This is a genomic window from Streptomyces sp. 135 (assembly GCF_020026305.1).
Lineage (GTDB): Bacteria > Actinomycetota > Actinomycetes > Streptomycetales > Streptomycetaceae > Streptomyces.
Map to the genome: position 1 here is coordinate 4,979,959 of NZ_CP075691.1, position 19,687 is coordinate 4,999,645.

At 69.5% G+C, this 19,687-nt stretch carries 23 protein-coding genes; 4 read left to right on the forward strand and 19 right to left on the reverse strand.

What is annotated here, in order from left to right; translation table 11 throughout:
• Window positions 1–20 precede the first annotated feature (20 nt).
• A complete protein-coding gene (locus tag KKZ08_RS22485; RefSeq protein ID WP_223776175.1) occupies window positions 21–569 on the forward strand; it encodes an SMI1/KNR4 family protein in 549 nt (182 codons plus the stop codon).
• A gap of 84 nt (window positions 570–653) precedes the next feature.
• Here KKZ08_RS22485 and KKZ08_RS22490 read toward each other — a convergent pair whose 3' ends face one another.
• Window positions 654–1,886 (reverse strand): APC family permease, encoded by a 1,233-nt coding sequence (locus KKZ08_RS22490; protein ID WP_223776176.1) that lies wholly within the window; start codon window positions 1,884–1,886, stop codon window positions 654–656.
• A gap of 104 nt (window positions 1,887–1,990) precedes the next feature.
• Here KKZ08_RS22490 and KKZ08_RS22495 point away from each other — a divergent pair, with 104 nt between their 5' ends.
• Window positions 1,991–2,257: a GlsB/YeaQ/YmgE family stress response membrane protein gene (locus tag KKZ08_RS22495; RefSeq protein ID WP_223776177.1), complete on the forward strand. Its 267-nt coding sequence runs from the start codon at window positions 1,991–1,993 to the stop codon at window positions 2,255–2,257.
• Window positions 2,258–2,312: 55 nt separating this feature from the next.
• Here the strand turns inward: KKZ08_RS22495 and KKZ08_RS22500 are convergent, their stop codons facing one another.
• From KKZ08_RS22500 to KKZ08_RS22580, 17 genes are all read right to left on the reverse strand, one after another.
• A complete protein-coding gene (locus KKZ08_RS22500; protein WP_223776178.1) occupies window positions 2,313–2,801 on the reverse strand; it encodes a YajQ family cyclic di-GMP-binding protein in 489 nt (162 codons plus the stop codon).
• A 405-nt stretch (window positions 2,802–3,206) separates the two neighbouring features.
• Entirely contained in the window at window positions 3,207–4,574 is a 1,368-nt protein-coding gene (locus KKZ08_RS22505; RefSeq protein ID WP_223776179.1) for a tyrosine-type recombinase/integrase, read from the reverse strand.
• Between the two features lie 69 nt (window positions 4,575–4,643).
• A complete protein-coding gene (locus KKZ08_RS22510; protein ID WP_031034634.1) occupies window positions 4,644–4,832 on the reverse strand; it encodes a helix-turn-helix domain-containing protein in 189 nt (62 codons plus the stop codon).
• Between the two features lie 183 nt (window positions 4,833–5,015).
• The gene (locus KKZ08_RS22515) at window positions 5,016–6,167 is read right to left on the reverse strand and encodes a DUF3631 domain-containing protein (RefSeq protein ID WP_223776180.1); all 1,152 of its coding nucleotides are present in this window, start codon (window positions 6,165–6,167) and stop codon (window positions 5,016–5,018) included.
• Window positions 6,164–6,583, reverse strand: a complete 420-nt coding sequence (locus KKZ08_RS22520) for a hypothetical protein (RefSeq protein WP_223776181.1) — start codon at window positions 6,581–6,583, stop codon at window positions 6,164–6,166. Before KKZ08_RS22520 ends, KKZ08_RS22515 begins: the two co-directional genes overlap by 4 nt.
• Window positions 6,580–7,497, reverse strand: a complete 918-nt coding sequence (locus tag KKZ08_RS22525) for a bifunctional DNA primase/polymerase (RefSeq protein WP_223776182.1) — start codon at window positions 7,495–7,497, stop codon at window positions 6,580–6,582. Before KKZ08_RS22525 ends, KKZ08_RS22520 begins: the two co-directional genes overlap by 4 nt.
• Window positions 7,494–8,186 carry an SAM-dependent methyltransferase gene (locus KKZ08_RS22530; RefSeq protein ID WP_223776183.1) on the reverse strand — a complete coding sequence of 231 codons (693 nt, stop codon included), beginning with the start codon at window positions 8,184–8,186 and terminating at the stop codon, window positions 7,494–7,496. The genes KKZ08_RS22525 and KKZ08_RS22530 overlap by 4 nt, the downstream gene beginning before the upstream one ends.
• Window positions 8,183–9,046, reverse strand: coding sequence for a hypothetical protein (locus tag KKZ08_RS22535; RefSeq protein WP_223776184.1), 864 nt, complete (start codon window positions 9,044–9,046; stop codon window positions 8,183–8,185). Before KKZ08_RS22535 ends, KKZ08_RS22530 begins: the two co-directional genes overlap by 4 nt.
• Window positions 9,047–9,134: 88 nt before the next feature.
• Complete coding sequence (locus KKZ08_RS22540; protein ID WP_223776185.1) at window positions 9,135–9,458, reverse strand: hypothetical protein; 324 nt, start codon at window positions 9,456–9,458, stop codon at window positions 9,135–9,137.
• Window positions 9,459–9,475: 17 nt separating this feature from the next.
• On the reverse strand, window positions 9,476–9,943 hold the full coding sequence (locus tag KKZ08_RS22545; RefSeq protein ID WP_223776186.1) for a hypothetical protein: 468 nt from the start codon (window positions 9,941–9,943) through the stop codon (window positions 9,476–9,478).
• Window positions 9,944–10,115: 172 nt separating this feature from the next.
• Entirely contained in the window at window positions 10,116–12,164 is a 2,049-nt protein-coding gene (gene traB, locus KKZ08_RS22550) for a plasmid transfer protein TraB (RefSeq protein ID WP_223776187.1), read from the reverse strand.
• 14 nt (window positions 12,165–12,178) lie between these two features.
• The gene (gene traA, locus KKZ08_RS22555) at window positions 12,179–12,721 is read right to left on the reverse strand and encodes a plasmid transfer protein TraA (RefSeq protein ID WP_223776188.1); all 543 of its coding nucleotides are present in this window, start codon (window positions 12,719–12,721) and stop codon (window positions 12,179–12,181) included.
• Between the two features lie 19 nt (window positions 12,722–12,740).
• Window positions 12,741–13,241, reverse strand: a complete 501-nt coding sequence (locus KKZ08_RS22560) for a hypothetical protein (protein WP_223776189.1) — start codon at window positions 13,239–13,241, stop codon at window positions 12,741–12,743.
• Between the two features lie 37 nt (window positions 13,242–13,278).
• On the reverse strand, window positions 13,279–13,620 hold the full coding sequence (locus KKZ08_RS22565; RefSeq protein WP_223776190.1) for an RRQRL motif-containing zinc-binding protein: 342 nt from the start codon (window positions 13,618–13,620) through the stop codon (window positions 13,279–13,281).
• Window positions 13,620–14,627, reverse strand: a complete 1,008-nt coding sequence (locus tag KKZ08_RS22570) for a DUF2637 domain-containing protein (protein WP_223776191.1) — start codon at window positions 14,625–14,627, stop codon at window positions 13,620–13,622. The genes KKZ08_RS22565 and KKZ08_RS22570 overlap by 1 nt, the downstream gene beginning before the upstream one ends.
• Window positions 14,624–15,157 carry a hypothetical protein gene (locus KKZ08_RS22575; protein WP_223776192.1) on the reverse strand — a complete coding sequence of 178 codons (534 nt, stop codon included), beginning with the start codon at window positions 15,155–15,157 and terminating at the stop codon, window positions 14,624–14,626. Before KKZ08_RS22575 ends, KKZ08_RS22570 begins: the two co-directional genes overlap by 4 nt.
• On the reverse strand, window positions 15,154–15,372 hold the full coding sequence (locus tag KKZ08_RS22580) for a DUF6284 family protein (protein WP_263303354.1): 219 nt from the start codon (window positions 15,370–15,372) through the stop codon (window positions 15,154–15,156). The genes KKZ08_RS22575 and KKZ08_RS22580 overlap by 4 nt, the downstream gene beginning before the upstream one ends.
• Before the next feature lie 717 nt (window positions 15,373–16,089).
• Between KKZ08_RS22580 and KKZ08_RS22585 the strand changes: the two genes are divergently transcribed.
• Window positions 16,090–17,097, forward strand: a complete 1,008-nt coding sequence (locus tag KKZ08_RS22585) for an XRE family transcriptional regulator (RefSeq protein WP_223779148.1) — start codon at window positions 16,090–16,092, stop codon at window positions 17,095–17,097.
• Here KKZ08_RS22585 and KKZ08_RS22590 read toward each other — a convergent pair.
• Complete coding sequence (locus KKZ08_RS22590; RefSeq protein ID WP_223776194.1) at window positions 17,081–17,869, reverse strand: NUDIX domain-containing protein; 789 nt, start codon at window positions 17,867–17,869, stop codon at window positions 17,081–17,083. The two genes, KKZ08_RS22585 and KKZ08_RS22590, sit on opposite strands and share 17 nt — an antisense overlap.
• Window positions 17,870–19,124: 1,255 nt before the next feature.
• Between KKZ08_RS22590 and KKZ08_RS22595 the strand changes: the two genes are divergently transcribed.
• Window positions 19,125–19,676, forward strand: a complete 552-nt coding sequence (locus tag KKZ08_RS22595; protein ID WP_223776195.1) for a hypothetical protein — start codon at window positions 19,125–19,127, stop codon at window positions 19,674–19,676.
• Window positions 19,677–19,687 lie beyond the last annotated feature (11 nt).

Genomic DNA, 19,687 nt, shown 5'->3' on the forward strand with positions numbered 1-19,687 from the left:
CCGTGGTCCACCATGAACTCATGACCGACACCGAGCAGTTGCTGGCCCGCGTCGCCGCCGAGGCGCGCGCCACCCGCCCCTGGGGATGGGACGTCCTGCCCGCACCCCTGGACGCGAAGACCCTGGCCCGCGCGGAGGCCGCCCTGGGCTTTCGCCTGCCGCCGCTGCTCGCCGCCCTCTACACCCGCATAGGCGACGGCGGGTTCGGCCCGGAGTACGGCCTGTTGCCCCTGCTCGAAGGCAAGTCCTCCGGAGGTGAGCCGACTGTCGTCGAGAAGTACCTCGGGATGCGCGACTCCGACGACTGGGGCTGGCCGGAAGGCGTGCTGCCGATATCCCACTGGGGATGCGCGATGTACGCGTGCGTGAACTGCCGTACGGACACCGCCCAGGTCCTGCTCTTCGAACCCAACGGCGGAGATCCGGACCAGGCCTGGTTCGTCGACTCCCCGAGCCTCACGACCTGGCTCACCGCCTGGCTCGACGGCACGGGCTGGTACGAGGAGAACAACGACGGCCCGGAACTGCCGACATGGCGAGACGACCACGCGCGCGTGACGCCCGCCTGAGGTGACGCCCGCCTGACACAGTGCAGCGGAGCGATCGACCACGTCCTGCCCGCCCCGCTGCCCGCGCCCGGCCACACCGAAGCGTCAGCGCAGCCGCCGTACCCCGTATGCCGCGACCCCCACCGCCAACACCGCCCCACCGGCCACCACCGACGACAACGGCAGCGCGAACGCCAGTACCACGCACCCAAGACCACCCACAGCCGGCACGGCACGCGCCGCGACCGACGAACTGAGCGTCCACGCCGAGGCATTGGCGACCGCGTAGTACACGAGCACCCCAAAGGAGGAGAAGCCGATCGCCCCGCGCACATCCACCGTCGCCGCCGCCACCGCCACCACCGCGCCCACCGCGAGCTCCGCGCGATGCGGCACCCGGAAGCGCGGGTGCACGGCCGCGAGCGCCCCCGGCAGGTGCCTGTCCCGTGCCATGGCGAGGGTCGTCCGCGAGACGCCCAGGATCAGCGCCAGCAGCGAGCCGAGCGCCGCCACCGCGGCCCCCACCCGCACGACGGGCACGAGCCCCGGCACACCCGCCGCACGCACCGCGTCGGCGAGCGGAGCGGTCGCGTCGGCGAGCCCGGAGGGGCCGAGGACGGACAGCACGGCGACCGCCACGGCCGTGTACACGCACAGGGCGATACCCAGCGCCAGGGGGATCGCCAGTGGAATAGTGCGCTCCGGGTCACGCACCTCCTCGCCGAGCGTCGCGATCCGCGCGTACCCCGCGAAGGCGAAGAACAGCAGCCCGGCGGCCTGGAGCACCCCGCCGACCCCGCCCGAGAGCCCCACATAGAGACGCCCCGCGTCGGCCGCCCCCGAACCGAGGCAGGCGACGACGACCGCCGCCAGCACGGTGAGGACCACCGCCACGATCCCACGCGTCAGCAGCGCCGACTTCTGGACGCCCAGATAGTTCACGGCGGTGAGCAGCACCACGGCCCCGACCGCCACCGCGTGCGCCTGCCCCGGCCAGACGTATGCCCCCACGGTCAGTGCCATCGCCGCACAGGACGCGGTCTTGCCGACGACGAACGCCCAGCCCGCCAAGTACCCCCAGAACTCCCCGAGCCGCTCCCGGCCGTACACGTAGGTCCCGCCCGAGGCCGGATAGCGGGCGGCGAGCCGCGCCGACGACATCGCGTTGCAGTACGCGACCACGGCGGCAACCCCGAGGCCGATCAGCATCCCGGACCCCGCGGCGTCCGCTGCCGGCCCGAGCGCCGCGAAGATCCCCGCCCCCACCATCGACCCGAGACCGATCACCACGGCGTCGAAGACACCGAGGGTCCGCCGAAGTTCTGGCTGCTGTGTCATGCGCCGCACCTTACGGATCACCGCAACCGCAGCCCTCCGTAGAGACGTCCTCCAGGACAACAGCGCACAAAGAGCTCACCGCGCGAGAAAGGCCGGGTCACTGCATGGGCATCATCAGCTGGATCGTTCTGGGACTGCTCGCCGGAGCCGTCGCCAAACTGCTGCTGCCCGGCCGCGACCCGGGCGGCTTCATCGGCACGACCGTCATCGGCATCGCGGGCGCCTTCATCGGCGGCTGGATCTCCGCCCGCTATCTCGACCGCCCGATCGTCAACCACTTCTACGACGGCGCCACCTGGGCGGCGGCCATCGGCGGCTCGCTCGTCCTGCTGGTCGCCTACCGCATCCTCTTCGGCCACTCGCGCCGCTGAGAACAGAGACCGGCGGCCCGTCCAAAGGGACGGGCCGCCGGGTACACGCGTCTGTCTACCGGTAGTTCACGAACTGCAGCGCGAAGTCGAAGTCCTGACCCTTGAGCAGCGCCTGCACGGCCTGGAGGTCGTCCCGGCTCTTCGAGCTGACCCGCAGCTCGTCGCCCTGGACCTGCGCCTTGACGCCCTTCGGGCCCTCGTCACGGATGATCTTGGCGACCTTCTTCGCGTTCTCCTGGGAGATGCCCTCCTCGATCGAGGCGAAGATCTTGTACTCCTTGCCGGACAGCTGCGGCTCGCCCGCGTCCAGCGCCTTCAGCGAGATGCCGCGCTTGACCAGCTTGGACTGGAAGACATCGAGGATCGCCTTGACCCGCTCCTCGCCGCTCGCCTCCATCAGGATCTTCTCGCCGGACCACGAGATCGAGGCGCCCGTGCCCTTGAAGTCGTAGCGCTGCGAGATCTCCTTGGCGGCCTGGTTGAGGGCGTTGTCGACCTCCTGCCGCTCGACCTTCGAGACGATGTCGAAACTGGAGTCGGCCATGTCCTGTGGCTCCTTGTATCGGGGTGTGCGTACTCAGCGGATACACGGCCGCCTGACGCTGGCCGCATCCGCAAAGCCTAGCCACCGCCCCCGCGCGGGGTGCCGATCAATCGGGTGGCGAAGCACCCCTGTCCATCAGGTATCGTTTACGTCGTTGCCACGGAGCGCCGCGAAAGCGGGGCGAGGCAGCAAACCCGGCGGTGTGGCTCAGCCTTCCCAGGTTCGAATCCTGGCGCCGCCACACGACCGAAAGGGTCTGTGACCAGCAGCAATGCTGATCACAGACCCTTTCGTCGTTGATGGGCCCGACTTGATCGTTATGGGCGCTTTTTCCCAGTGTGTCTCACCCTGATTCGGGTGCTGACCAGTCCGTGTGGGGCAGGCGTGGGGCAGCTTCCGCCCCTCCTAGCTGCCGTTCTTCAACGCCCGCTCGATCCGGGCATTGGCTGTAGCGGCGCCGCCGTCCAGGCACTTCGCGTAGACCCGGAACAACACGGCCACGCTGTGGCCGGCGCGCGCGGCTACTTCCTGCGGTTCCACCCCGGAACTGAGCCATGTGGATACGGCGGCGTGGCGAAGATCATAAGGACGCTTCGCCAGGAGCGACGCGCACTGAGCGGGCGTGAGGGCACGAGAACGGGCCTCCGCCCACACCTCGCCGTATCCGGTGTCCTGGATGAGTCCGCCACGCTGCGTCCGGAACAGCCGCCCGTCCGGGGCGACGCCGTACGCGGTGATGTGCCACCGAAGCAGGTTCACGAGATCGGGCGGGATCGGAACAGTGCGCACTGCTTTCCGGGGCCGGTGCTTGAGCCCCCGCCGGTCGTGAGCCTCCCCGCTGTCAGTCCAGGCCGACCCCGAGCGCGGACGGGTTTCCCGGAGTCGCAGGGTGCCCCACCCCCGGCGGGGCAGTTCGCAGTCCTGGAGACGGAGGCCGATGACTTCCGCCGGCCGTGCCGCCGCGTAGTACATGCAGCCGAAGAACGCGACCAGGCGCCGCCCGCGTGGGCTCTGCGTACGCACGGCATCGAGCAGGGCGAGAGCTTGCCGGGGGTCCGGTACGGAGGCGGGGTCCAGTTCCTCCGCTACCTGCTCCGGGGACTTCCACTGCACCTGTGGCAGGGGGTTGTCCGTCAGTCGTCCGGCGTCAACGGCGTAGCCGAGAGCGTTGTGGAAAATGGCCCGCTTCCGGCGGATGGTCGATGCCGCCGCTGTGGTGCCGTCCAGTTTCTTGGTCAAGGCGTCCAGGGCGGCGCGTACCTGCATACGGTCGGCCAGCGCGGACGTGGGCACGGACTTCCGCTCGAACCACGCCAACACGGCGGCCACCTCGTCGGGCGGGTCCTGATCGCGACGACTCACGTTGAATGCCCAGCTATAGAGGGCCGTCCGCACCGTCTGGGCATCAGCCATTCCCTTGGCGTCCCTCACGAGAGCGGGCGTAACGGTAGCCATGGCTTCCGCGAGCGTCCGACGGGTGGAGCCGGGGGAGTGCTGCCACTTCATCTCGATGTACTCGCGGGCGTGCTGGTACCAACTGACATCGTTGCGTTGGCGCAACTCGGAGAGTGGCGCCCCGGTGGACTCGTCGAACGGCTCGCCGGCGTGAGCGGCCCGCAGTAACTCGGCGCGCCGCCCCTCTGCCAACGTCTTGGTGCGGAACGTCTGCGAGTGCGGCGTCTCGCCCGTCTTCCAGCGCAGTTCCGCTGAGGTCTGTCCACGATCCTTCCGCTGCCGGACGGACCAAATTCGAACGTCGTACGTCTTCCCCATCGGGGGCCCTCCTGCGAACAGGGCCCGGCTCGTGCCGGGCCCCGTGGGTGAGTTGGTCTGTCGGTGCGATCAGTAGGCGGGGGAGTCCAGGTTGCTGAGCCAGTTGTCCAGGTCGGTGCGGCGGACTCGCAGGTGACCGTTGGGCAGCTTCACGAGTCGTGGCGCCTGCCCACGGGCGCGCATGCGGTAGAAGGCAGCGCGGCTCATGCCGATTTCGGTGAGGACTTCAGGGAGCTTGAGCATCTTGGTGCCAGCCAAGGTGATGACTCCTTCTCGGGGCGAGTCGTCCGGGGGTCCCTCTGAGGGCCGCTACTTCCGCTACCGCCGCTACCGTGCAGGTCAGGGGCCTGTTTGGGGTAGCGGGAAGGGGTAGCGGTAGCGGATGGGTAGCGGGGCGGTAGCGGCAATCAGGGCCGGTTGCCGCTACCGCGTCAGTGCTGGTCAGGCCACGTTTTCGGTGCCGGGTAGCGGAGGTAGCGGACTTTCCGGGGGCGGGGGGCAGTAGCGGGCCCACGCGTCCCAGAGATCGGCGGCGTAGTAGCCCTTGAGGACGCTCCCGGCGGTCTTGATGTTGCGGGAGGCGATGGGCTCGTTGTCCGCCGTCATGTACTCCGCGAGCATCTTGGACAGGCGCCGGTTGTCGAGCGGCTTGCCGTGCAGGTCCGCCCACGGCGCATCGTCCAGGGCGTTGAGCCGGTCCAGGATCGCGACCGTGGGAAGCCGGTCGATGCCGGCCATGACGTGGTCGCGCAGGTCGGTCAGCAGCCGTACCCCGAGACTGCCCTTGTCGTTGGCCTTGGACGCGGTGACCAGGGTGACGCAGGCTTCGCGGGCCCGGTCGGGCCAGTGGCCGCCGGCGGCGTCGGCGATGGCGAGCAGCGGTTCCCACACGTCCGCGGGCCGGTCGGTGACCCCTTCCGGCATCTCGGGCCACGCGTCCACGACGGACGCGCGGGCCTGTTCTGCCCAGGTGGCGAGCCGGTCCCGGAGCTTGTGTCCCTCGGCCTCGTGGACGCGGGCCCGGAAGGGTTCCACCTTCTCGTTGCGGGCCCGGCGGCGCATGCGGATGACGACGGCCCGGCTCATGATCGTGTCGGGCAGGGACCCGAGACCGGCGACCGCGACCGCGCAGTACGAGGGGAACGCCTGCACGGTCTGCTGCCCGCCGTCCCCGATGCACCGGTAGGTGACCCCGGTACGGCGGTGGCCGGCGTTGAGGAATCCGCGCAGTTCCTCGTTGTCTCCCGCCTTGGGCCCGAAGACCGTGTCAATCTCGTCGAACAGGATGGTGGGCTTGCCGTTGCCCGACGAGACGGAGCGGAACAGGGCGGCGGCGGACGCGTTGACGGCCGTCATGGGCTGCGGCACGAGCGTTTCCACGATCTCCAGCGCCCGCGTCTTCCCGGACCCCGGTTCGGGGGACAGGAAGGCGATACGGGGAGTGGAGTCGAAACAGTCGAGCAGGTGCGCGTGCGCGTCCCACAACGTCACCGCGACGAACGCGGCCTCGTGCGGGAAGACGTTGAACCGGCGGTGGAAGGCTTCCACCTCGTTGAGCAGAGCGGCGCCGTCGCTGGCGGTCGGGGTGGTCATGCGGCGGCCCTCCCTTCGGGGGTTGCGGCGGGAGCTCCCGTGCAGGCGGATTGGTGGGCGTCGTACTCGGCGACCAGCGCGGCCACCTTCTCGGGGCCGGTGGCGGCGCCGGTCTGCCCGCAGCGGCAGGCGTAGGCGGCGGTGGGCAGGGCTCCGGGCCGGGTGGACCAGCGGGCGCCGTCGTAGTGGTGCCGGTAGACCGGCGGGGCGAAGATCCGGATACCGGGCGCGTCCGGGGCCGGGTCGAGCCCGGGCCGGATTTGGGATCGGTTCGGGAAAAGGGCGGTTACGACGCCCTTGCGGGCGGCGTCTTTCGGCTCGCCTACGCCCGCCGCGTCCACAGGCTGTGGAGCGGCTTGCGGGCCGGTGGTCCGGCTGGTGGGGCAATCCAGGTGGGGGGAGTTGGGGCCGGTCATGACGCTGCCTGCCGTGGGGTGGCGTGGGTGATGACCCAGTCCATGGCGCTGCGGATGGTCGTGCGGCACTCGGCCGGCGGCAGGCCCGTGGACTCCCCCGCCCCCTGGATTGCCTGCTCTGCCACGTCCCGGGAAAGGTCGCCCCACGCGACGAACCGGGCGACCTTGCAGGCGCTGCGGTGCAGGGTGTTGTTGCGCCCGCCGTCGGTCGTGGCCGCGATCACGGCGCACTCCCGTTCCAGCGCCGTCCGGGCGGCCCGGGTGCCGTCCCGCACCGGGGCGAGGGGGACGACGGCGGGCCGGTCCGGTTCGGTGAGGCATTCGGCCAGCCATCCGGGCAGCGGCGCCACGGGGGCGTCGTCGGTGACCTCGTAGGCGCCGTCGGGGGTGGTGCTGCCGGGGGCGACGACGTAGCCGCCCCAGGCGCGGGTGTCGATGTGCGGTCCGAGTCGGTTCGCGCTGCACTTCAGCCGCACCCCGGGCGGGGCGGTGAAGTACAGGTGCTCCCCGCCGCGCGCGGTCCGCACCCGGTAGGTCGTGGGGATGGCCTGGGCGGCGCGCTCGCAGAGCGCTTGCAAGGAAGTGGCGCCGTCAGGCGCTCCTTCTGGTTCTTCGGGCTTGCACACGTCCAGGTCGACGACCAGCAGTCCGGCCGGGCCGGTCGCGATACCGACGTTGTACGGGCGGGCCACCCAGGTGGCGTGGATCAGGTCGGGGTTGGTGGTGGCGCGCTGTTCGGGCTTGCGGTGCCCGCCCGCGCACCGGCCCGTACGGGGGCAGTCGCGTTCGGCGTGCCCGGCCGGCCGCTTGGCCCGCGGGTGCAGGGGGATGACGGGCCAGCCTCGCTCTGCTGAGGACAGGGCGGAGGCGAGCAGGGGGAGGCAGGCCAGATCGGCGGTCAGGATGCCGCTCATGCCGCCACCTCCAGCACGGGGGCGAGCATGGCCAGGGCGGCGCGGCCGATGTGCTCGGCGTAGGCCGGGGGGATGCACTCGCGGATGCCGTCGCGGTTCATCCACGGCACCCCCAGTACCTCACGCGCGAGGGGGACTCCGGAGAAGTTGCCGACGAACTGCCCGTAGTGCCCGGCCGGGACGGGGCGGCCCATCTTGGCCTGCGGCGTGAGGTGGGCGGGGTGGCCGGGCTGGGTGAGGGTGAAGCCGCCGCCGGTCTCGAAGAACCGGTGCCGGTAGTTGGCCAGGGCGAACATCTGCCCGCACAGCATCACCGGAGCGCGCAGCTTGGGCACCGCGCCGCCCACGTTCTCCATCACCCACGGACGCCCCGTCGCTTCCAGCGCGGTGCGGGTGGGGGCGATCAGGTCGGGGTGGGTGTTGCCCTGGATGCGCTGGCAGTCGGTGTCGTGCTGGCACGGGGGCGAGGCGTGGATGAAGTCGAACGCGGCGCCGTGTTCGAGGACGAACGCGATCGCGTCCGCCTGCACGAACCGGAACGGGTAGCGGGGCTGCGGGTCCTTGTCGACGCCGGTCACGTCGAACCCGGCGTCGGCGTAGCCCTTGCTGGCGCCGCCCTGGCAGCAGAACAGGTCCAGCAGCCGCGGTCGCGCAGAGGTACCCCGGACCATGACGCGAGGCTGATTCATGCTGCGCTCCTGTCGGTGAGCAGCGTCTGCCGGTGGGCGGGGATGGAGTTGATGACGCGCTTGCGCCACTTCAGGGCGTAGTCGATGCAGTTCGCGCAGTTCTTGTGCGTGTGGCCGGCCAGGGGTGGGCGGCGGCGGGCGTGGGAACTCCAGGCGGCGGAGTCCGCGGAGGCGAGCAGGTGCCCGACGCGTTCCAGTCCGAGGATCTTGAATCCGAAGCCGTGCAGCTTGAAGCCGTGTGCGGCCATCGCGGAGACGATCGCGGCGCCCTCGCGGGTGGACTGCAACAGGCACACCGATCCCAGGCCCACCACCGGCTCACGCCGCAGGTCGACTCCGGCGTTCTCGAACAGTTCCACGCACCGCTCGTACTCCGGAATGGTGCGCCCCTGAAGAACCGGGGCGATCCGCAGGTCCGGGGCGAGGGAGCGCAGTTCGAGGAAGTTCTCAACAGTGCGGCGCTGGTGTTCGGCGACGCTGAGGTGCGTGCCGACGAAGTACTGCCCGCCGAACCAGCCGCCGTGGATGATGGCTTCCTCGCACATCCAGTCCTGCTGCGCAGCCCAGTCGTAAGGGCCGACGTGCTCCCAGATGCGGCGCAGGGAGTCGACGTACTGGCGCGGGGGGCGGGTCCAGGTGCCCTTTTCCTTCAGTTCCATGAACCCGCCGGAGTCGACGGCGTAGGGGCCCTGGGCTACGTCCCACTTGACCGCGCGGTCGAAGTGCTCTGCCTTGAGGAACAGCGGCACGTCGGTCCAGCGGAGCCAGTGCCGCTTGTGGGTGGTCAGGTAGAACCGCATCGAGCCCGCGGCGGGAGCTCCCGCCGCTAAGGCTCGCGGGAGGGTGGTGGGTTGCGTCATGCTGGGAGACCTCCACAGGTCTGTTGAGGACTGGAGACAAGGGCGGCCCCGCGACTTTGGCGAGACGAGGGGGCCGCCCTTGGCGTATCTAGTGGTCGGTGGTGCGGTGCCAGGGCCCGTGTTGGCTCGATCCCTGGGTGAGTCCGGCGGCGTGCAGGGCGTCTGCGCTCAGGCCGGTGCAGGGGCGCTGTTCCTGGGTGCCGTCGGGCAGGAACCACAGGGTCAGCCCGTCGCCGTCGCAGCCGGGGCAGTCGCGGTGTGTGCTGCGGTGGGCGGCGGTGATGTACAGGCGGGTGCGGGCCCGGTCGCGGGTGGGGAAGCGGCGTACGGACACGGCGTCGACGGAGCCGAGGACGGCATGGGCGACGCGGGGCACGTCCGGGGTGTCGCAGATGATGCGGATCTCGAACACGGTCTCTCCTGCCTGGTTCAGCCGTGGAAGTGGTTGCGCTTGAACGTGGCCTTGCGGATGTTCACGGTCGTGCCGGTGCCGCGGTGGCCGCTCGTGCTGAAGATCTGCACGGCGATCCATCCGCCGAAGACGACGGCGGCCAGGATGACGAGCTGGGTGATGAACGCCGTGAGCGCGGCGATGAACGAGGTGAGCAGGATCAGCCCTCCGCACACCGCAAGGAATCCGGCACCGCCGAGGGCGACGTTCACGGCCGTGCGGGACACGGCCGGTTTGGCGGCGACCGGTGCGGGCTGGGCGGGGTTGATGGCGTAGCCGGTGACGACACGGCCGTCGGGCAGGACGATGCTCGCCACCGCCGGGACCGTGCCCGGCTGCACCGGCGCGAGGGGTGCCGGCGCCACGGCGGCGGGCGGGTACGGGGTGGGCTGGTGGAGTTCCACGGCCCGCTGTACGGGCACGTGCGAGGTGTGCTCGGGGTACATGCGACATCCCTTCCGGCCGATGGTCAGGAAGACGAGGGACACCCCCGCCCGGGTGCTGCGCGGGGTGTGACGGGTGGGTGTGACGGCGGTGTGACGAGACACTGTGAGGGCGCGTCACACCCGCTCCCGCCTAGGGGTTTGGGTGTGACGCACCCGTCACGTGTGACGGGTGTCAGGCGGCGGCCATGGCGGGAACGATGCGCCACCGGCCGGTCGTGTTCGTCGCCTGCAGGCGGCCCTCCTCGGCCGCTTCCTTCAGCCGCTTGGAGACCCAGGAGCGGCCCAGGTTGTGCCGGTCGCACCAGTCGGTGAAGTCCTTCGGGCCCACGATCATCTGCCCGCTCTGCTCGAACTCGGCCAGCGCGGCGGCGAACAGCTCCCGCGCCTCCTCGGGGGAGGGCTTGCGGCCGGTCTCCTGCCCGAAGATCGGGGCGTCGTCGCCGTCCTCGGCCCCGGGCAGGTCCGCCTCGGGGTCGATGTCGGCGTCTTCGGGGTCGATGAGCAGTCCGCTGTGGTTCATGTCGTCGTCCTCCTCGGGGACGGCCCGCAGGGCGGCCGGCTGTGCGCCGTCGGGGGTGCGGCCGGTGTAGGCGGTGCCGGCGACACCCACGGCCGCGCCGGCGGTGACGGGGTCGGCGGTGGCGCCGTTGCGCTGGACCCAGGTGGCCAGCAGCTCCATCACCGGGACGGCCCGGTGGGTGAAGCGGCGGGTGCGGCCCGGGGAGGGGTAGCGGTCCTCGGGGATGCCCGGGGAGACGACGTAGCAGTAGCCCGGCCTGCGGTTGCCCCACGCTCCGGGGTGGGCGCCCGCGGCCAGTACCTCGTCCGGCAGGCAGAATCCCTCATCCCGCGGGTCACAGCCCAGCGCGACCACCGACGGCAGCGACGCCCGCGTGCTGGTGGACATCTGGTCGTACGACGGCCGTTGCAGCGACACGATCAGCGAGATCCCCGCGGACCGTGCTTCCTGTGCGATGCCGGTGAAGGCGTCGTCGCCGAGCGCGCGGAGGGTGTTGGCGGCTTCCTCGAACCAGGTGACCAGGAACGGCATCCCCGGGCAGTTGCACGCCCGCCCGTCGTTGCGGCAGGTGTGTTCCGGGTCGTTCTGCGCTTGGGCGGCGGCGGGTACCCACTGCCGGTAGCCGTGCGCCCCGAGCCACCGCGTACGCGCCGGAATGACTTCCTGGACGGCGGCGACCATGACTTCCGTGTCAGTGCCGCCTTCGGCGGCCCAGTCCAGGCCCGGACGCAGCGGGGCGAAGTCCTGGAACGCTTTCGGGTCGGAAAACCAGACGACCACGTCCCTGCGGGAGAGCACCTCCGTCAGCAGGTTCAGCGCCGTGTCGCCCTTGCCGGACCCGGTGCCGCCGGCGACGAGGACGTGGGTGGAGTTGCGGCCCGCGTCCGGGTCACCGGGCAGCCACAGGACCAGCGGGGCGCCGTCGTCGTAACGGCCGATGACCAGCGGCTCCGCGATCGACCCACCCAGGTTCGAGGGGCCCTCCCACTCGACCGTTTCGGCGAGCATGTCTTCCGGGACGATGACCAGGTCCCCGCGCCGGTTCGAGTCCGGGTCGGGGGTGTAGCGCACGGCGGAGGTCGGCAGGTCCAGGGCGGAGGCGAGGTTGCCCAGTGCCTTGGCCATGTCGCCGTTGGTCTGCTCACCGGGAGCGAGGGCGACCGGGGCGGTGACCCGGTTCGGTTCCACCTTCGCCGCCCCGATCTGTGCCCGCGCCAGCCCGACCTTCTCCAACAGTCCCTTGTCGCCAGTCTCGCCGGTGGTGTCGGTGCGGCGCATGACCATCCGCACGTTCCACGACAGCGCCACCGCCGGCCCGCCCATCAGGTACAGGTCATCGACCGGCCCGGCGGTGGGACCGGCCAGGCACGCGGCGGTAACCCAGGCGGAGCCGGCCGCGACGGTGATGGCGGAGTGGAGACGGCGCTGGGAGCTGGTGGCCTTGCCCGCCCACCACGTGACGCCGGTCAGGGCGACGGAGGCGAGGGTGAGGCCGACGCCGGCCGCGGAACTGTCGGACCACCGCCAGTTCCCCAGCGCCCCCGCCAGACCCGCGCCGCCGACGGCGAGCCACGGCGGCAGGTGCGGCTTGGCCCGGTTCAGCAGATACGCTCGCACGGAGCCGCCCGTGGCTGCGTCCGGGTCGGCGGGGACGGCGAGCGGGTACGCCCGGCCTCCCTGATCGGTCCACTTGCGTGCCATGGTCGTACCCCCTTCTACTGCTGAGCCCAGTTCATGACGGGCTGCTGCGGCTTGCGGGCACGGTGGCGCACCCGCTGGATCTCCTCCTCGTACTCCTGCTGGAACACCGCGTAGCAGGCGGCGGCGTTCTTCGCCGCGTCCCGCAACGCGTCCGCGGAGCGCTGCATCTTCCGCGCAACCTTCGCGGCCCGCACCCGCGAGCCGAACGCCCGCCCGTCCGGGTCCGGCACGGCTGCGAGGACGCCCTTGAGGATTTCGGCGCCCATCGCCACCTCGATCGAGAGGGTGACGGCGGCGGCCCGCAGGGTGTTGCAGTAGTTCCGCACCTGCGCCGGCGAGGTGAACTCCGGGGCCGGGAGCAGCGATTCGGCGTGCGAGCGGCCACCACCCGAGCGGGCGGCGGTGTTCTTGTGGTTGTTCACGGTGACGTTGACCGGGGGGACGAACGAGCCGCCCAGGGCGCCGACGAAACCGCCCGCGGCGGCGCCGGCGTTGGCGAACTTGTTGCCCTTGTTGGCGGCGCCGTTCGTGCCGCCGTTACGCGTCGTGGTTGCCATCAGACCGGGTCTCCTCGGGTCAGTGGGTGCGGCGGACGATGAGCCAGGCGGACTGAGCGGCGATCAGGGTGAGCAGCCACCACAGCTCCAGCGCCCCGGCCAGCGGCCCGAACCCGGCCGCGGTGGCGAGCCAGGCGAGCACGGACGACGTGAGCGCGGCCAGGCCGGCACGCCAGGCAAGGACGGAGCCGGTGGCGGGGCGGCGGCGCTGCATGACCAGCAGCCACACCAGCGGGCCCGCGGCGGTCGGGGCGAGCAGCAGACCGGACCACCACGCGATGACGTGCAGCAGGCCGGCCACCAGCAGGGCCAGCACGGCGAGACCGGTCGGGGCGAGGGCGCGGCGCGAGCGCCACAGCCAGCCCCCGACCACGGCCAGCGCCTCACGGGTCAGGGACGGGCGTTCGGGCACGACCACGACGAACGGGTCGGCGCCGCGCCGGCCACGCTGGCGGGGGATACGAACGGTGTGCACTCCAGCGGCCGTCTTCACGCCGCGGGCACGGGTACGACTGGACACAGGAACTCTCCTGTTCAGAGCGTCGGAAAGATGGGGTTCAGGCGGCGCGCTGTTCGTCTTCGGGGTAGGCGCAGGGCACGCACGTGCCCAGCTCCGCGGGGATGACGTAGCCGGCATCCCCGCGGCACTGCGGGCAGGTGCGGCGGGCGGCGTTGGCCTTGGCCAGGGCCGCCCACTTGGCCGGCGTCATCGGACGCACCGGCTTGGCCTGCTCGATGGAGTAGAGGTAGGCGACCAGCGGGCCGCGGCGACGCCGCGGACGCTCCACCTGCGCGGCCACGTCCTGCCCGCCAGGCCGCAGCCCACGGGCACGGAGTTGCCGGCGGGTGGCCAGGCCGTCAGGGGCCAGACGCCACTGGTAGACCGGAACGGCGGCCATCACTGGCTCGCAACGGCCAGCTCAGCACCACGCGCGCCCGGGCTGCGGTGCTCGACGTAGCGGGCGGACACCCAGCCGACCGACCAGCCGCACAGCTCAGCGGCCGACCGCACCGACATGTCCGAGGCGAACGCGGCGGCCACGATCCGGCGCGCCTCATCCTCCGGAAGCTTGCCGACGGCGGGCCCACGGTTCAGCAGCGCGGCGCGTTCACGGGCCGCACGCTCCTCGCGCTCACGGCGTTCACGCTCCGCCTGCTCGGCACGCTCGCGCCGCTCGGCCTCGGCCCGCTCCCGGGCCTGCCGTTCACGCGTGAGCCGCTCCTGTTCACGCTGTTCACGCTCGCGTTCACGGCGTTCACGCTCGGCCCGCTCCGCCTGCTCGGCACGCTCCCGCGCGGCACGCTCCTCACGGGCCGCGCGCTCTTCCCGCTCGGCCTGCTCACGGGCCAGGGCGGCCTCGTGCTCACGCTGTTCACGGGCGAGCATGGCGGCGTGCTCGCGTTCCTCCCGGGCCTCGGCACGGGCTTGTGCGGCACGTTCCCGGGCCGCCTGCTCGCGCCGCTCCCGCTCGGCCCGCTGCTCGGCTTCCAGCGCGGCCACCGCACGGGAGATGGCACGCCGGTAGGCCAGGCTGGTCTCTGCGGTGACGATGAGCAGCAGCGGCGCCACGGAGTGGACGGCCACGCCGACCAGGTCCTTCTTCAGTGCGGAGTCAGCGGTGTTCAGGGCGAGCGTCATCAGCCCGGTCATCCACCGCAGCACGACCGGCCAGCGCCCGCCCTGCCCGCCGAGACGGGCCAGCACGTCATCGAGCTTGACCACGATGACGACGGCGGCGTCCACCACGAGCGGTAGGATCGGTGCCGTCCAGTCCCACGCCTCGGCCGTGTGCGCCGCCATCAGCGGCGTCACGGTCAGGATGGAGTAGAGCATGGCCCCGCAGACGATGAGCCACGTGCCGCCGGACAGGGCGCGCTCTGCTGAACGGGTCTGAACACTGTTCATGCCGCACCGTCCAGCGCCCTCGGAACGGACCGGCTCACGCGGTGAAAGGCGTTGGTCGCGGGGTTGTAGGTGAACGCCTCGCAGCGCCATGTGAACGCGGCGGCCGGGCGTTCATCGCACGGCGTCCACACGTGATCCGCCGGGTAGCCGTGGGTGGCGGTGTCAGCGTGCGCGGCCTCGCGGGAGGCGTAGACGGCGTGCGGCTCACCGTGGTGCATGAGCACCGTCACCGCGTCGCCCTCACGCAGCCCGCGGCTCAGTTCCTCGCGCAGTCGGCGGATCTCGATGTCCTTCCGCAACAGCTCCTGCTGCGCGTCGGACAGCTCCGCCAGAGCTCCGGACAGCAGGGCGCCCACCTCGGTCGTGGTGGCCTCGGCCCGCTCCGCGCGGTCGGTGACGTTCCACAGCTCCCGCACGTGCCGGCCGAACGCCTCGTTCGCGCCCCCGCTGGTCTGCCGGGCCTGCTCGCTCGCGGTGCGGGCCGCGTCCTTCAGTTGTGCGAGGCGGGCCAGGGTGACGATGCGGATCACGCGGCACCCCCGGGCAGGCTCTCGCCGGCCGCGCGGTTGGCCAGCTCCCGGCGGGCGGCCAGCACCCGGTTCCGGGCCCGGCGGATACGCCGGTTGTCCATCTCGTTCGGCGTGCGGTCGAGAGCGGTGATCTGCGCGTCGACCAGGTCGACACCCGCGAGGATCACGGGCATCTCCTGCTCGATCGCGTCCAGCTCCGCAGCCGTCGGCTCCATGAAGTCGGCGAACGCGGTAACAACGTCCTGACAGTAACGATGGGGTTCATGGGTCGTGGTTCCTTCCAGAGAGGAACGGCCCAAACAGCGGCCCCGGGTCTAGCCACCCGGGGCCGCGCGCCGTTGAAGTCGGTAGATCCGGCTCCCCTCAGCGCTGCACGTACAAGACGTGCAGCGGAGGCAACCGGCCCGCAGCAGATGAGCTGCGGGAGAGGTCGAACGCGGCGTTGCCGCGCGGTCCGTCTTTTCGACTCGGGGAGACGGGGCCCACCTATGCAGTTGTCAAAGAGCCGGCGCTTCCTTCGAGCCCGTTTCACGGAGCCCTCCAGGCGTTCGTCTCGCGCATCGCGAATCCAGGACCAGCCTGTCATCTGGTGCGCACCAGTAGATTGCATCTGGTGCGCACCAGTGTCAAGGTGGTTCGCTGTTTCGGGTGATGGCCACCCCGTCGCTGCGCATCTCCAGAAGACCTCTTGCGGCAGGGTCTGTGGTAGCCAACAGGGTTTAACATCCGGCCTGTTAAGGGCTGTTGACCTGCGGAGACGTGCGCCATGCTGGCAAGGTGCGAGCGGAACCAACGTCGGGAGGTCGCCCGTGAGTGCCGGACTTCGCAACGCGCGGACGGCGCGCGGATGGTCGCAGGAACGACTGATTCGCGAGATCGAGCAATACGCCCGACGGAACCTCACGGACGTTGCGTCGACCGCGAGTCTGCGGGTGTATGTCTCCGAGTGGGAGAACGGCAAGCGCACCATTTCAGACCGGTACGCACGCGTCCTGCGGCAACTCCTCGGCGTCACGGACGGGGAACTGCGGGAGGCCGACCCGGTACCGGCGGCGCCAACCGCGGACGGTTACGACGACCTACTGAGCCGAATCGACTCGGCGAGCAGTGTCGGTGAGTCCATGGTGAGAGCGTTCAATGATCAGACCGAACTACTGCGCACCATGGATCGCCAGAGGGGCGCCGCGGCCCTGGTCGACCAGATGACCGGCCACCTCTCCGCCCTCGAAGACGCGCTCAACTTTGCGGTACTGCCCAGCGCGCGCCGGCCCGTGGCGCTCGCGCTCGCCGGTGCGTCGACTCTCGCAGCGTGGCAAGCGATCGACTCGGGAGCGGTTGAGCGAGCGTGGCGGCACTACGAACTTGCCAAGCGGGCGGCCCGCGACGCTGAAGAACCGATGTACCTGGCGCACGCCATGGGCGAGCAGGCGTACGTGCTCTGCGAGGCAGGGCGGCCAGCGCTCGCCGTCGATCTGGTGCGCGACGCACAGCGCACTGTCGGTTCCTCCGGTTCCGCTCGATTGCGGGCGTGGCTGTACGCCGCGGAAGCCGAGCTGTGCGCGCATGCCGAGATGCCCGACGACAGCCGGCGTGCGCTGGAAACGGCCATGGCCGTCATTCCACCGGGCCCCGAGGACCGGGACCCGGACATGCTCAGCATCTTCCTGAACGGCGCCCATCTCGCCCGATGGCAAGGCAACGTGCTCGCTCTCCTCGGGGAGGAGTCGGCAGTCACCAACCTCTACGGCGCGCTTGAGGTCATGGACCCGACGTTCGTGCGCGCCCGCGCCGGCCTTCACGCCGACCTGGCGCAGGCTCATCTCACGCGAGCCGAGTACGACGACGCTGGGACGCACTTGCGGCAGGCCCGTTTGTTGGCGGGCCGTACCGGCTCGGTCCGGCAGCGTCGTCGCGTCGACCTGCTCAGTGCGCGGTTGTGAGTCCCTGAGTGCGCCGAGCCGCGAGGATGTGCAGCAGGGCAACGAGGGTGCCAGAGCCCAGCAGCTCACCACGGGCCATGAGCCCGGGAATGTCCGCCAGCGGCACCCACTCGATATGCCCGGCCTCTTCCAGGTCGGTCGGCTCACCGACCTTCTCAGCGCCGTGTCCCACGAAGATTTCGTGCGGAGAGTCGACCATGCCGACCATGGGTTGATAGCTCACGACGTGTTCCAACGACTTGGGCCGCCACCCCGTCTCTTCGACGGTCTCCCGCAGCGCCGTGTCCGCAGGATCCTCCCCCTCGTCCACGATGCCGCCGGGGAGCTCCCAGCCGAATTGCTTCGGTACGAAGCGGTACCGCCACATCATCAGAACGCGGTCCTGATCATCAATGACGGCGGTAATGGCCACGTGGTGGAGCCTCACGACGTGATGCTCGAACCGCTCTACTCCGGGTGGCTCCACGTCCCAGAGTTGGAGTCTGACCCACCGGTTGTCGTACACGTCGCGCTCGCCGTGGACACGCCAGGGCTCCAGCCCTTCCGGACGCTGAACGCTCACCGCGCCCGGCACCCGGTACGAACTCCGTCCCCGAACCTCCAACAGCCCCTCGGAGACGAGACGGGTGAGCACCTGCCGTAGAGCCGTCCGGCCGATGCCGAGTTCTTCCACGAGTGTGCGTTCTGAGGGGAGCTTGTCGCCGACCGCGTACTCGCCTGCCGCGAGACGTGCGCGAAGCGTCTCGTAGACCTTGCTCGTCTTCGGTCCCATCCGCGGAGCACTCTCCGTTCTGACGTGGTGCGTACCAGCGTAGCGGGAGAGGGCATGTCTGGGGGACCGGAGGTGTTGCCCTCTGAGATCCGACCATGATGCATGTCACCTGCTTAACTGGACGCCTTCTTGCGATATGCGCTTGTGTGACTTACCAGGGAGGGGGCGGCTGGTGACCTACGACAGTCGATACTTGGAAGAGGCGTTTCGACGCGTTCCCGAAATTGGAGAAGGTAGACGCTGGTACGACGTGCCTTATAAGTGCATTTCTTGGCTCCTCAGGTCTCGCATGCGTCGGATTCTTACCAGAAGGATTCGGGGCTGGCTGGTATACGGCCTAAACCTGCTCCATCCGTACAATGAGCTAGATCGTTACCGTGTCTGGAGCCGCGAGGATCCGCTGCATAATGTGGCGGTCCCTCCGGGCGAACGGGTGCAGGTGCCGGGAATTTGGGTGGTGGAGCTTTTCCCGCCGAGCGAGCTGAATGCGCTGAAGCGTGCACTGGCGCGTAAGTCATGGGACTCCGGGCGGATGCACTCTCTCGGTGAGGGAAATAAGGCGTCCTTGGAGCGGTCGCGCAGTGGTAGGGGGGCGACCTGGTGGAGAGTCGGAAAGGTCGTGAACGCTACAGGTTGGATTGAGCCTGACGCCATCCGTGGAAATCTGGCTACGATCTTCTCATCAATCGAACTTACTGCCAGTCAAGTAGGTGATGGCCTGACAGCGGTAGCCGCATTCTTCCGGCTCTCAGAAGAGGGAATGGGGTTGCTCGATAGAGAATGGAAGAAGCCGAGAGATCCGTCCATCGTTTGGCGTAGGAGGAGGCCCATCGTTCAGGATAGACAGTGGACTACTTTCCGAGCGGTGCAGCGCATTCGTCGGCACCTACATGTAGAGGCTCGAAAGTGGATGACGTCAAACTTTCCCGGTTCCTTCGCTCGACGCGGTGTGCCTCAGTCGCTGGCTGATCTGCTCATTTTCGAGGGGCACGATCCCGCGCAAGGTTCTGAAATACCGCGAGATAGGGCTACAGCGCTTCGGGCCCTAGGAGTGTCTGAGCATCACTATCTTCGCACGTCTCCCAGTCTCCCTGGCCTGATTCTTGAGCCGGTCAGTGAACGTGCATCTTCAGAGCTTGACGAGCACGTGTGGGGGCTATGCGGGAATTTGAGTACGGTTATTTCTGCGCTATCACATCTGGATGCGTATGGCGGCCAGAATGCGACTACGATAGCTAGTAGGTGTAACACGGAGGTGCGTGAAGCGCTCTGCTTCGTGTCGCTCTCCGACTACCTTGATGTTATGCAAGTCGACTACTCGAAACTGCGTGACGAAGCGCGCACGCAGCATGGCAAATTCAGTGCCAGACGGCTAAAGAGAATGCGTGATTCATTTTTGGCGCTCAGCATGGATCTGAGCAGTGCAGTGCGGGATCTCCCGCAATTTCATGATACCTATGTCAGATCTGGCAGGGTTCCTGTTTTCACGATGGAAGATGCGCCTTGGCTGGCTAGCCAGTTGGCGCGTTCCGGTCAAGCTTTCCCCTCGGTCAACTTCACGCAGATGTTGGCGGACCAGCAGAAGGAACAGGTGGCAGAACTGGCGACCGAGGACAAGGATTACCGAGAAATCCTCAGTGCGGTCGCGTCTCTTGGTGCATCGATCGATACATTCAAGATAGGGCGAATTGCGCTATGGGTGTCGCTCGTTTCTTTGGTTGTCGCCTTGGTGGCTCTGCTCTTGGCGGAAGTGAAGAGCGGCACGGTATTGAGTTACCTACTTGAATGGGTTTCGAGCTGGCTGTAGCGAGCATCTGC